This is a genomic window from Pelosinus sp. UFO1 (assembly GCF_000725345.1).
Taxonomy (GTDB): domain Bacteria; phylum Bacillota; class Negativicutes; order DSM-13327; family DSM-13327; genus Pelosinus.
In genome coordinates this window covers 1654335-1665881 of the sequence record NZ_CP008852.1, presented here as the reverse complement: position 1 = coordinate 1665881, position 11547 = coordinate 1654335, and the positions used below count along the sequence as shown (strand labels likewise).

Annotated in this window: 14 protein-coding genes and 1 rRNA gene; 8 read left to right on the top strand and 7 right to left on the bottom strand. The window is 35.9% G+C overall.

The window, feature by feature from the left end:
* Window positions 1-73: 73 nt before the first annotated feature.
* On the bottom strand, window positions 74-271 hold the full coding sequence (locus UFO1_RS07545; protein ID WP_038669764.1) for an alpha/beta-type small acid-soluble spore protein: 198 nt from the start codon (window positions 269-271) through the stop codon (window positions 74-76).
* 313 nt (window positions 272-584) lie between these two features.
* Here UFO1_RS07545 and UFO1_RS07540 point away from each other — a divergent pair, with 313 nt between their 5' ends.
* Window positions 585-1316, top strand: coding sequence for a DUF3794 domain-containing protein (locus tag UFO1_RS07540; protein ID WP_038669762.1), 732 nt, complete (start codon window positions 585-587; stop codon window positions 1314-1316).
* A 309-nt stretch (window positions 1317-1625) separates the two neighbouring features.
* Window positions 1626-2270: a DUF3794 domain-containing protein gene (locus UFO1_RS07535; RefSeq protein WP_038669760.1), complete on the top strand. Its 645-nt coding sequence runs from the start codon at window positions 1626-1628 to the stop codon at window positions 2268-2270.
* A 98-nt stretch (window positions 2271-2368) separates the two neighbouring features.
* Here the strand turns inward: UFO1_RS07535 and UFO1_RS07530 are convergent, their stop codons facing one another.
* Both UFO1_RS07530 and UFO1_RS07525 read right to left on the bottom strand, forming a co-directional pair.
* The gene (locus UFO1_RS07530) at window positions 2369-2761 is read right to left on the bottom strand and encodes a class II SORL domain-containing protein (RefSeq protein WP_038669757.1); all 393 of its coding nucleotides are present in this window, start codon (window positions 2759-2761) and stop codon (window positions 2369-2371) included.
* Window positions 2762-2902: 141 nt separating this feature from the next.
* Window positions 2903-4027 (bottom strand): hypothetical protein, encoded by a 1125-nt coding sequence (locus UFO1_RS07525; protein ID WP_038669755.1) that lies wholly within the window; start codon window positions 4025-4027, stop codon window positions 2903-2905.
* Between the two features lie 312 nt (window positions 4028-4339).
* Here UFO1_RS07525 and uraA point away from each other — a divergent pair, with 312 nt between their 5' ends.
* A complete protein-coding gene (gene uraA / locus UFO1_RS07520; RefSeq protein ID WP_038669753.1) occupies window positions 4340-5593 on the top strand; it encodes a uracil permease in 1254 nt (417 codons plus the stop codon).
* A gap of 49 nt (window positions 5594-5642) precedes the next feature.
* Here the strand turns inward: uraA and UFO1_RS07515 are convergent, their stop codons facing one another.
* Both UFO1_RS07515 and UFO1_RS07510 read right to left on the bottom strand, forming a co-directional pair.
* Window positions 5643-6137 (bottom strand): YajQ family cyclic di-GMP-binding protein, encoded by a 495-nt coding sequence (locus tag UFO1_RS07515; RefSeq protein ID WP_038669752.1) that lies wholly within the window; start codon window positions 6135-6137, stop codon window positions 5643-5645.
* 21 nt (window positions 6138-6158) lie between these two features.
* Window positions 6159-6410, bottom strand: a complete 252-nt coding sequence (locus UFO1_RS07510) for a hypothetical protein (RefSeq protein ID WP_038669750.1) — start codon at window positions 6408-6410, stop codon at window positions 6159-6161.
* A gap of 187 nt (window positions 6411-6597) precedes the next feature.
* Between UFO1_RS07510 and UFO1_RS07505 the strand changes: the two genes are divergently transcribed.
* The 5 genes from UFO1_RS07505 (at window position 6598) to UFO1_RS25940 (ending at window position 9943) form a co-directional block, all read left to right on the top strand.
* Window positions 6598-6933, top strand: coding sequence for a hypothetical protein (locus UFO1_RS07505; RefSeq protein ID WP_038669748.1), 336 nt, complete (start codon window positions 6598-6600; stop codon window positions 6931-6933).
* 85 nt (window positions 6934-7018) lie between these two features.
* Window positions 7019-7486, top strand: a complete 468-nt coding sequence (locus tag UFO1_RS07500) for a hypothetical protein (RefSeq protein ID WP_038669746.1) — start codon at window positions 7019-7021, stop codon at window positions 7484-7486.
* A 217-nt stretch (window positions 7487-7703) separates the two neighbouring features.
* The gene (locus UFO1_RS07495) at window positions 7704-8588 is read left to right on the top strand and encodes an RluA family pseudouridine synthase (protein WP_038669745.1); all 885 of its coding nucleotides are present in this window, start codon (window positions 7704-7706) and stop codon (window positions 8586-8588) included.
* A gap of 126 nt (window positions 8589-8714) precedes the next feature.
* A complete protein-coding gene (fba, locus tag UFO1_RS07490; RefSeq protein ID WP_038669743.1) occupies window positions 8715-9644 on the top strand; it encodes a class II fructose-1,6-bisphosphate aldolase in 930 nt (309 codons plus the stop codon).
* Between the two features lie 170 nt (window positions 9645-9814).
* On the top strand, window positions 9815-9943 hold the full coding sequence (locus tag UFO1_RS25940; protein WP_256380534.1) for a hypothetical protein: 129 nt from the start codon (window positions 9815-9817) through the stop codon (window positions 9941-9943).
* 88 nt (window positions 9944-10031) lie between these two features.
* Here the strand turns inward: UFO1_RS25940 and UFO1_RS07485 are convergent, their stop codons facing one another.
* Both UFO1_RS07485 and rrf read right to left on the bottom strand, forming a co-directional pair.
* A complete protein-coding gene (locus tag UFO1_RS07485) occupies window positions 10032-11222 on the bottom strand; it encodes an MFS transporter (RefSeq protein WP_051788856.1) in 1191 nt (396 codons plus the stop codon).
* Between the two features lie 191 nt (window positions 11223-11413).
* Window positions 11414-11530: ribosomal RNA gene (gene rrf, locus UFO1_RS07480) — 5S ribosomal RNA — on the bottom strand.
* Window positions 11531-11547: the final 17 nt, after the last annotated feature.

Sequence of the window (11547 nt, the reverse complement as noted above, 5' to 3'; positions counted from 1 at the left end):
TGCAATATTTTAAAAGACATATAAAAATATAAGCAGGCTTTTAACCTGCTTATATTTTTTCATCATTTCTTATTTACCGGAAGCTTTCTTCTTGGGCTTGAATCATTTTGCGTACCATTTGCCCACCTACACGGCCATTGTCTGCTGAAGTCAATGCGCCTTTATAAGTGTTCTTATAATCCTTGAGTCCAATTTCAGCTGCTGTTTCTTCTTTCAACTGGTCGAGAGCCTTTTGCGCCCCAGGGCTTACAGGTTTTTTACTTCTTGACATTACGCAACACCCTCCATTTAAATTTATTTATGGATTCTGTTTATAGATTGCCTATAATGAATCGATACGATACATTGAAATTTTTGGATAAAGCAATTGATATGATTTGGTGATTTGATCCAATGGCTAAACCGCTCTAAGAATCCCATCTTCGACAAGTGAGAGGCTGCGAGCGACTAAATCCCTGAATCTTAGTCTTCTTTATATAACTGATAACTTTTATGATAAATAAGAACACAACGTATTAAATCACATAAAATAATAGTAAAGACCACTATCCCTATACCTATACTTAAATAAAGGAGAAATCTCAATGAATACTAGTATTGAAATTCTAGGTATTACACCTCAATCTGAATTTCCAGCCTGTCCTCCACATCACCCTTGCACACAAATCTGCCAAACAGATAAGCTATTTTTATCTTGCGAACACGAAATCAAAGAAATTCTCAAGGTGATTGTAACTGTAAGCATCTGCTCATTTAAAATAATTCATACCCCGCTGGGAAAAAAAGCAGTAGTTCAAGGTATCAAGCATATAAAAGTTATTTCTTCCATTGAAGAAGAATGCAATTGTATTCAAACCGCTTGTTTTGATATTCCTTTTTGCTTATTTATAATGTTAAAAGATTTTGATGGTGAAATTACAAAAATATGTACTATAGTAGAAGACGTTTCTGTGCAATGTCTAAAACATCAATTTTTATTAGTGTCTATCATAATTTTTGCATGCCCAATCTTTAAAAATGAAAATAAACACTGCCCACATAACAACCATAATATCCATCACCACCAACATGAATGCAAAAAGGTTTGTAACTGCAATGAAATATCTCATGATTTTTGTAATCATAAACAACACCGTACACATGACTATAATAATTGTCAAAATCAACATGAATGCAATGAAACTTGCAGCTGTAATGAAATGGAGCATAATTCTTATAATCAGAAACATTGTCAAAATGACGACCAGATTTACCATTCTACTTGTCCAGCGTGCCAACACAATTTCATTGCAAGGAATCATACTATCAGCTGCTAAGATGATCGATAATCGCTCAACCCACATTCCTTTTATAGAATCTGAAAATAGCTTTTAACCAGCCTCTCCCCATAGGTATCCAAAGGTTTAAAATCTTATAAATCAAGCCCCAAAGAGAGGTTGGTAAATTCAGCCTCTTTTTTATACAAAATTAATATTACTGTGCTTTATAGTAATAATAATTTTGTAACAAAATTGCACCTAAAATTATATGATAACGTAACCCCTAGATTTTTATTTAATAGGTAGATTTCAATTATCCTAAATACTATCATCCAAACGTCTGATTTCCAAGGAGGAATATATCCTATGGCATGCAAAAAAGGCACACAATTTGCAGTAAATGGAACGTTGACCCTTCCAAAACACACGCCAGATATTGATTTTATACTCCGTGTAACTTCTACTCCGATTATTCAAAAAACCATCATCCTAGACAAACAAATTAGTTTTTCTGGTCATGTAAATATTTGCATAGAATTTGTATCATCAAATTTTAGTTCCACACAAACAGTCCATTTCATCTCTTTTGAAACTCCATTTATATCCATTATTAAACATTGTCACGCAAAATCAGGGATGGATTGTCAATTAAAGGCGTCAATCAAACACCAAGAGTTTCAACTTACCAATAGCAGATGCATTAATAAATTAATCGTAATAAATGTTTGTGTACTCAGGCTTAGCAAATCATGTATTAATTCCAGTTCCCACTGTTCTGAGCCTAGCCTGACTGTACTATGCACACCAGAAAAAATAAAACCCTGCCGCACTGCACATCATGCAACTCATCCCATAACACCTGCGTATGAGTTGCATACTATGCCCCCTTTTAGTAATTTCCATACCCCCTCTTCCCAACAATTAGAGCCCTCTGATCCTACAAACTCCAGTAACGAACATGACAACCGATCCTCTTATCTTACCTGTGAATGCCAAATTGACCAAAAATAAATATTCATAAAGGAGTATTTGCTAATAGCAAGAGATGTTATTCTTTTCATTTAGGCAAAAAAAACTGTTCCAGCTAAGTGGAACAGCAAAATCTTTTATTATTCTACAGTGATTGCTTGAGAGCTTTCCCACAGACCATGAATATTACAGTAAGAAGTAGCGATTAGCGTACCTGAACTGTTAATTTTTATAGTAGCCTTGGCAGCAGGTTCTGTATAGATAGGTCCTTTATTCGCACCTTCTACAGACTCACCATGAACATTAAACTCAAATGTAGAAACCTCATATACGAATTTACTATTATCAGGTTTAAAATATAGCTTAATCCAACGAATATGATGCTCCGTTGTGTTAGGATGAGCAATTTCCTTACCCACAGACAAATCGATGGCAAAGCTTTCTCCTGCTTTCACTTTTTCAGGAGCCTCAATTACCGGGGAATGTTTTTCAGTCTTCCAATCAGCACTTTGAATGACATCAGAAATTTTCATAATTAAAAACCCTCCTTATATATTTAGCAAATTGTTACTTCTTTATTTATATTTGCTAATAAACCAAAAATCCCTTTTTAATTTTTATTCTTTTCGAATAATTCTAATCAACTAAATAATTCTCCTACTTTTTCTAATTCCCTATTGAAATAAATTCACATGTAGATTATGTACTAATTGAGGTTCTACATCGCCCCATTCTTCTGGGGCCGTAACTTCTATTGGTAGTAACTCAAGGGTTGTATCACAATTAAACGTTGCCTTACATATTTGCATCGCTGCTAGACCATTAGAAGAATTACAGGCAGCTTCTACTGTTGATCGATCCAACTTACTAGCAAATAAACATTCTATATTTTTGCCCTCTTTTGACATTCCATATACATATCCAGTTCGAAAGGCAGGGATATGGGCATAAATAACCGACATCACTCTCATAGAAATAGATGCACACAATTCAAAATACTGTTTATTAATTGTTCGTGTTTCTTTTTCTTCAAAGCTAGGTCGACCTGATGCTTGCAAAGCACACACTTGAGTAGGTATGATCGATTTTGGTGGCAACCAGATCTTCACAGAGGGTATGTTTAAATATAAAGAAATATCCGCACTTACGTGAAAGGGAAAGGGGCGAGTTGTCAATGCTTGATCAATTTTTGCATAAATGGCTGCTAGCTCCCCTGCTAGCAAACGTTCAATCCCTTGAATACGCTCTTCTTCAGCATTTTCATGCTTCTCTTTTTCTTCTTTGATTAAGTTTTGTTCATATTCTACCTTAGCATCAATTTCAATTTGTTTTTGCTTGATGACTTTTTCAATCCTACTATGACGTTTCTGTATTAAAATACCTAGTAACACAAGCAAAGTAACTACACCGGTACCGGATACCCATAATACTATGGCATTACTGCTAAAAATAAGTATCAATAATAAAATCAGCAATAAAGAACTACGTACTATAATAGGTGCAAAATATTTACCCTCTTCTTCGACTCGCGCCTTCTCTAACAAATGAGAAAAATCTGGCACACTCCTCTCTTTCCAAGGCACCCGCAGTAGCTGAGATGCATAATCTACTTCTTCATAACGCAATGTACTGACTAGAGCCAATGTGCTTTCCACAGCTTGGCAACGTTCATATTCTTGTCGCCAACGTTCCATTTGATCTACATGACGAAAATATAACTCATCAACATAGACTTTGCCCTTATCCTGTCTCCCACCAGGCATTTGCCTCTCTGCCTGATAATTTTTTTTATTAGCCATCTCTATCTATTTCCACCTTTCAATTACATCCACTATATCGACGTTTTTTACGAATATCTTTAATTGATTCTTTACCTACCATACATTTTAAACTAATACTTGATATCTGCCCAGTTTTTTATAAAAATAATGGACAAATAGTATAATTTATGTTACATTTTAATAAAATAACCTTTAAGTTAGTCCAGAGAGGCTAATAAGGTACACAATGATGTAGCTGCAAAAACAGCTTTATCTATTATGACCTTTAAACTCTTACTCTGGTAAGAGTTTTTTTATTGTGTGCCAAGGTAGTAATTAAGGAGGCAATCTATGAATACACGTATCATTCAAGTTGAAGACAAATTACCAATTTTACAATTATTTCCCCTCAGCCTACAACACTTATTTGCCATGTTCGGGGCTACTGTACTTGTTCCAATTTTGTTTAAGGTTAACCCCGCGACAATTTTATTATTTAATGGCATTGGTACTCTTTTATATCTTTTTATCTGTAAGGGCAAAATTCCTGCTTATTTAGGCTCTAGCTTCGCATTTCTTTCGCCTGTTTTTATTGTTTTACCTCAATATGGCTATAGTGCTGCACTAGGAGGTTTTATCGTAGCCGGAGTTGTCTTCTCCCTAGTATCTCTTTTAATTGGCGCAATCGGTACAAAATGGATAGATACCGTCTTCCCCCCAGCAGCTATGGGTGCTATTGTTGCTGTAATTGGTTTAGAATTAGCACCAGTTGCCGCTGATATGGCAGGCCTGACTGCCAAGACCTTAGACATGAATACTATTATCGTTTCCCTCTTTACCCTAGCAATTACAATATTGGGTTCTGTCATGTTTCGCGGATTTTTGGCGATCATCCCCATCCTGATTGGTGTGCTCACTGGCTATTTAGTAGCGTTTTTACTTGGATTAGTAGATTTAAGTAATGTAGCATCTGCTCCATGGTTTGCCGTTCCTACTTTTTATACTCCTGAGTTTAATTTTAGCGCGATTGCTATTATTTTACCCGCTGCCCTCGTCGTAATCGCCGAACACATTGGGCATCTCGTCGTAACTGGAAATATTGTCGGTCGTGATTTGACAAAGACTCCTGGGCTACACCGTTCTTTACTCGGCAATGGCCTTTCTACTATAATTTCAGGATTTTTCGGATCCACTCCTAACACTACCTATGGTGAAAATATTGGTGTAATGGCAATTACTAAAGTTTATAGCGTACAAGTAATCGGCGGTGCTGCTATATTAGCCATCATCCTCTCTTTCATAGGTAAATTAGCTGCAGCCATTCAAAGTATTCCCGTACCTGTCATGGGTGGCGTTTCCCTATTGTTATTTGGTGTTATTGCCGCTTCCGGCATACGAATTTTAGTAGAATCTAAAGTAGATTATAGCCGTGCCCGTAATCTGATTCTGACTTCCGTTGTATTAATTCTTGGTATCAGTGGCGCTAGTATTACTATCGGTACGGTAACCATGAAAGGCATGGCCTTAGCCACTATAGTTTCTATCCTCCTTAGCCTAAGCCTTAAAGCTTTAGATCTACTAGGTTTAACAAATGATAAAATGTAAATAAAATTCATAAAGAAAAAACTTCCGTTTTTGCGGAAGTTTTTTCTTTTTATGAACGAAAGTTTACAAACTGTAAGTCAATTTTAAAATCACCTTGTTTTAAATGAGCAATAGCATTTTGTAAATCATCTTTGTTCTTACCTGATACCCGTACTTGATCGTCCATAAGTTGCGCTTGCACTTTTAGTTTACTATTTTTAATGGAAGAAATTACATCTTTAGCATTATCTTTATCGATTCCCTTTTTTATTTTAATAATCTGGCGTGCTGTACCACTAAATCCAGACTCAACTTTTCCATAATCTAAATTTTTTAACGAAATTCCTCGTTTAATCACTTTTGCTTGTAAAATATCTACCACATTTTTCAGTTTATAATCATCATCAGCAACTACCTTAATTTCTATGCCATCTAAAGTAACTGCTGCTTTACTACCACGGAAATCAAACCTTTGTTGAATCTCTTTTGTTGTTTGATTTACTGCATTATCAACTTCCTGCATATCAACCTCTGAAACCACATCAAAAGAACAATCTTTAGCCATAAAATGACCCCCATATCTTATTTATTTTTTAATTGCTATATAAATAGTTTTGCGCACTACTACGTAAAAAAATGCAAAGACGCCACCGATAGTAAAGAAAAATGCTACCGGCTTCACCATAATCATCTCTGAGCTACCAACTAAACAAAAAAGTAGAGCTGCCATATAGGCCAAAAAAAATTCACCATATCGTGAACTATTTCTCCTAGGAGCAATAAATAACCATACCAAAAAACCATATATAATAATATTGCTGTTTTTCATTATTTCCATGATAATCACCTCATAATAAACACTTAACGATTATAAATTCGTAACTAAATAGCTTTTTCCTGCATACTTTTTAAAAAACTATATTAATCTTTTTAAAAAAAGTTTACTGACAGTATCATTATGTTTCTGTTCTTCATATGATGTATCAGATACTATAAGAAACTATCAATAAAGGAGGCTATCAAATATGGATGGCAAATATCCACATTGGTATCATGAAGAAATGGAACCATGCTGTGACTACATGGACAAAAAAATGATGCCCCAGGAATGTATGGCTCCTAAAGCATACCCCTACCCCAGTCTTGAAAATTCCTTCCAAGATCGACTCATGTGCATGTTAGGTGATGATGTAATATTCTCTGTAGATGCCCGCATATGTCACCAGGAATCTTTCTGCGGTACACTTTGCTATGTAGGTTGTGACTTCATTATTGTAAACGTCTGCATGCGTAAGAGACCACTCTCCATGATGGTACCTATTAACATGATCCGTTTCATTGGTCCAAAATCACATTGTTAATACAAAAAAAGTAGTAAAACCTTCACCGTTTCCTCATTCATAGCATACAATGTTGAAAATTCGTTCTTATAAGGAGGTTACTCTTTTGAAAAGATCCCAGACAAGAAAGCCCATGTCAATGGATTTAGAGCATATACGAATGCTCCATAATGAAGCCATCGAACAACTAGATCTAATGTACACTACCTTGGAGGCAGCCGAGCATGCTAGCGATACTACACGTGATAGTCTTGATGATATATCCATAAATCACTGGGATGCCTACCTGGATGTTATTCACCTCATCTCCATGCATGACGAAGATATGAGTACATCAATGAAGAAATATACTATGCTGATAGGTGAAGCACAAGACAATGTAGGTGAACGGCAGATCGGTTTGCATCGCGTATTTTTAATCTATCTCTTGCTAGCTCTGTTACGGCGACATCATCGAATGGAACATATCTTTGGTTTACGTGGAAGTCCTATGAGTGACTATCTCCAAGAATCCTTAACAATGGAACGAGAACACATTGCCCACCTAATTACAGTCGCTCAAAAATTGATGTAATTTTAAAATTGCTACCCTTCTAAAAAACACAAAGACACAAAGAACACAAATAAATCAGATCATTTATTTGTGTTCCTTGGTATGCTAGCAGCATACTGTCTTTGTGTTTTTATTATTAAAAGGAATTAATACCACACATGGCGAAATCGAATAGATAAAACTTTATGTTAATGCAAATACTATATTAGCTATTATTCTATACCTAAAAGGAGTACCTATGCTAGATCTCGTAGTACCAGAAACAGTCAATCCTATGCCAATTAAAGACTTTTTACGATCCCATGTTGGCCTTTCTCTTACCGTCTGGCGGAAGATTAAATTTTCAGGAGCCATACTTGTAAATGGAAAGGAGATTCCTATAACAAATTTTATTGCACCCGGTGATACCATTACCTTAAATTGGCTGCAGCCGTGTGATATCATACCAACAAAAATACCGCTTCATATAGTTTATGAAGATGATACCTTACTCATTATAGACAAACCACCAGGTATGTTAGTACATCCAACTACCTCCGAACGTTTAGAAACCATTGGAAATGCGGTTATGTATTACTTTCAACAAAAAAATCTACCTTTTAAATTTCATCCGGTCCACCGCTTAGATCGTAATACTTCAGGTCTGCTAGTAATTGCAAAATTGCCTCATATTCAGCACCTACTTTCAGTTAACGGAGTGAAAAACATTAACAGACAATACGTAGCACTGATAACAGGTGCATTACAACCTGCAATAGGCACAATAGACGCACCAATTGCAAGACACCCTAATAGTATCATTCAACGTATAGTTTCCAGCGAGGGACAACAGGCTACTACCTGCTATAAAGTGCTTAAAGATTTAATGAATGCCAGTTTAATTGAATTAACACTTTTAACTGGACGTACTCATCAGATCAGAGTACATTTATCGCATATCGGTCACCCAATCTTAGGAGATGATCTTTACGGAGGTTCTAGAGATTTAATTAACCGCCAAGCCCTCCATGCTTCTAGTTTATCTTTTACCCATCCTATTTCAGGGAAAACGATTGAAGTTTCTAGTCCACTACCGACTGACATTATAAGCGTAATTAATGTCCTTTCAACTAATAAAATATAGAATATTCTAAAAAAAATATAAAAAACAAATTTATTATGATTTTTTACCATGTTTTCTTATACACAAGCCTGCTAAAATATGGTATCATTAATAACATAACAATTAAACTATTTAGGAGGGGCTATCTTGTCATTAGTTACAACAAAAGAAATGTTTAAAAAAGCTTATGAAGGTCAGTATGCCGTTGGAGCGTTCAATGTTAATAACATGGAAATCATTCAAGGTATTGTTGATGCTGCCAAAGAAGAACAGTCTCCACTTATCTTACAAGTATCCGCAGGGGCGCGTAAGTATGCTAAGCATATATATCTTACAAAGTTAGTAGAAGCAGCAGTGGAAGACACTGGCTTGCCGATTGCCTTGCACCTTGACCATGGTGATGACTTTGAAATATGTAAGTCTTGTATTGATGGAGGTTTTACTTCTGTCATGATAGACGGTTCAAAGCATAGTTTTGAAGAAAACATTGCCTTAACCAAAAAGGTAGTAGAATATGCTCATGCTCATGGTGTTGTTGTCGAAGCAGAACTCGGAAAACTTGCCGGCGTGGAAGATGCCGTTAAGGTTGATGCTAAAGATGCTACATATACCGATCCAGACCAAGCAGCAGAGTTCGTTCAACGAACTGGCTGTGACTCACTGGCTATTGCGATTGGCACTAGCCATGGTGCTTATAAGTTCAAAGGCGAACCCAGCCTTGACTATGCACGATTAGAAAAGATTTCTAACTTACTACCTGGATATCCACTAGTATTACACGGTGCATCTACTGTGCTACCTGAGTTTGTAGAAAAATGTAATCAATTTGGCGGACACATTCCTGGTGCTCAAGGTGTGCCTGAAGATATGCTATTACGCGCTGGTAAATTTGGTGTATGTAAAATTAATATTGATACGGATTTGAGATTGGCAATGACAGCCTCTATTCGTGAGTATTTTATTAATCATCCTGGCGATTTTGATCCTCGTCAATACTTAAAACCTGCTCGTGAAGCCATCAAAAATATGGTTAAACATAAAATGAAAAACGTATTAAATTGTAGCAATAAACTATAATTCTTAAAAAGCTGAGACGATAGTCTCAGCTTTTTTTAGTGTTCCTTCCTAGTATTTTCTGTGCCCCCATATAGCCTAATTTCTTTCTTTTTTCTTATAGGAATAGCAATCATATAATTCGGAAAACATAGTAACAACATAAAATACTATCTAAAAAGGAGATTGTTACTATGGGTCACAACCATATAGATTTTGCAAATTTAACGGAAGAACAGCTGAAAGCAGTACAACTTTTTGAAAAGAATTTTAATACAGAATACCATACTGATTTTTTCATCATGGCCATTGGTAAAAAATAAAATATTGTTAGAAAATAAGTTCCCCCAAGACGCTAGTATCTTGGGGGAATTTACTTTAAACAAAACTTAATTGTATTCAATAAGGAATTTAGTTTGGCAACAAATCCTCGCTAGTAATTTTTCTACTAATTAGAGCATAACTGATTGCGCCAATAAGACAGAGTACCCCACTAACAACAAAAACATAATCGAAAGAATTAGTCGCTTTTACTATATATCCTGTTCCAATTGGTGCTAATGTTGCACCAATAAAGCTGGCGAAATTTTGAATACCACCAAAAGTTCCCACTGCCTCAGGAGGAGTTAAGTCACCCACTAAAGCCCACAAGACACCTACCCGTAACGCGCCAGCAAATAAACTAATTGTTATTAAAACCATTGCCCATGTGGTATCCTCGATATAATTTACTGGAATTACTGCCACTGCTGCTAATATGCAACCTCCCACTGTTGGAACCAATCGTGCACGAATTACATTCATACCTCTTTTTATTAAATAATCGGACATCCAGCCACCAATTGGTACTGCAATAACACCTGCGATAAAGGGAATGGCTGCTGCCCAACCGGCTTGTGTTAAGCTCATACCTCGTTGGGTTGTTAAATAGGTGGGTAGCCATGTAAAGTATAACCAAAATACATAAGAACTTCCAATATTACCTATATTAAACCACCATGATGTTGGATGATTAAATAATGCCCAAAAATTAACTTTCCCTTTTTTTAATTGAGCAACCTGCTCTACCTTATACTCTTCTCTATAATATTTCATCCATAAAAATGAAATGGCAAATCCAGTGACACCTAAAGTAATAAACATACCTCTCCAACCCATCCAAATTAAAAGAAAAGTTAATAAGGGGGGTGCAAACCCGTTGGCAATCTTCGGGCCCAAATTAATAACAGAAGAAGCCATTCCTCTTTCTTCGTGAGAAAAATACTGTTGTGTGACTTGGCCCCCAATGATAAAAAATGGAGCCTCGGCAATTCCTAGTATCATTCTTGTAATATACATTGACATAAATCCTTGAACAAATCCTCCAGCGATGGTAGCCAGAGACCAAACAATAATCCCCCACATAAATATCTTTTTTGCACCATATTTATCAACAATCCAACCAGCTGGCAGATTTGCTAATGCATAAGGCCACATAAAAGCAGATAATAGCAATCCCATTTGTACTGGATCGAGGCCAAATTCTTTTCCAATTGTTGTATTAGCAATACTTAAATTCACCCGGTCCAAATAATTTATGATTGAGCCAAACAACATGAGCATAACTATTGTCCAACGATAATCAAAGATCTTATGATAGTTTATTTTTAAAGTTTCTATAATATTTCTCCCCCTAGATTAAATTGACAAATACTTTTACGTTTTTTTGACAAGATAATTCTTCCGAAAATCCAATTATTTAATTGATTATTAATAAACTAAATAAGCCATCTGTTAATACAGATGGCTTATCTAACCGGCAACTACCTATCCTCCCAGGCCGTTTCCAACCAAGTACTTTCGGCGTATAAGGGCTTAACTACTGTGTTCGGTATGGGAACAGGTGGAACCCCTTAGCTATCGTCACCGGATTTAAAGAGGTAAACAT

Coding starts and splice junctions, on each gene's coding strand:
- UFO1_RS07545 (WP_038669764.1), bottom strand. CDS start 271: ATGTCAAGAAGTAAAAAACCTGTAAGCCCTGGGGCGCAAAAGGCTCTC.
- UFO1_RS07540 (WP_038669762.1), top strand. CDS start 585: ATGAATACTAGTATTGAAATTCTAGGTATTACACCTCAATCTGAATTT.
- UFO1_RS07535 (WP_038669760.1), top strand. CDS start 1,626: ATGGCATGCAAAAAAGGCACACAATTTGCAGTAAATGGAACGTTGACC.
- UFO1_RS07530 (WP_038669757.1), bottom strand. CDS start 2,761: ATGAAAATTTCTGATGTCATTCAAAGTGCTGATTGGAAGACTGAAAAA.
- UFO1_RS07525 (WP_038669755.1), bottom strand. CDS start 4,027: ATGGCTAATAAAAAAAATTATCAGGCAGAGAGGCAAATGCCTGGTGGG.
- uraA (WP_038669753.1), top strand. CDS start 4,340: ATGAATACACGTATCATTCAAGTTGAAGACAAATTACCAATTTTACAA.
- UFO1_RS07515 (WP_038669752.1), bottom strand. CDS start 6,137: ATGGCTAAAGATTGTTCTTTTGATGTGGTTTCAGAGGTTGATATGCAG.
- UFO1_RS07510 (WP_038669750.1), bottom strand. CDS start 6,410: ATGGAAATAATGAAAAACAGCAATATTATTATATATGGTTTTTTGGTA.
- UFO1_RS07505 (WP_038669748.1), top strand. CDS start 6,598: ATGGATGGCAAATATCCACATTGGTATCATGAAGAAATGGAACCATGC.
- UFO1_RS07495 (WP_038669745.1), top strand. CDS start 7,704: ATGCTAGATCTCGTAGTACCAGAAACAGTCAATCCTATGCCAATTAAA.
- UFO1_RS25940 (WP_256380534.1), top strand. CDS start 9,815: ATGGGTCACAACCATATAGATTTTGCAAATTTAACGGAAGAACAGCTG.
- UFO1_RS07485 (WP_051788856.1), bottom strand. CDS start 11,222: ATGCTCATGTTGTTTGGCTCAATCATAAATTATTTGGACCGGGTGAAT.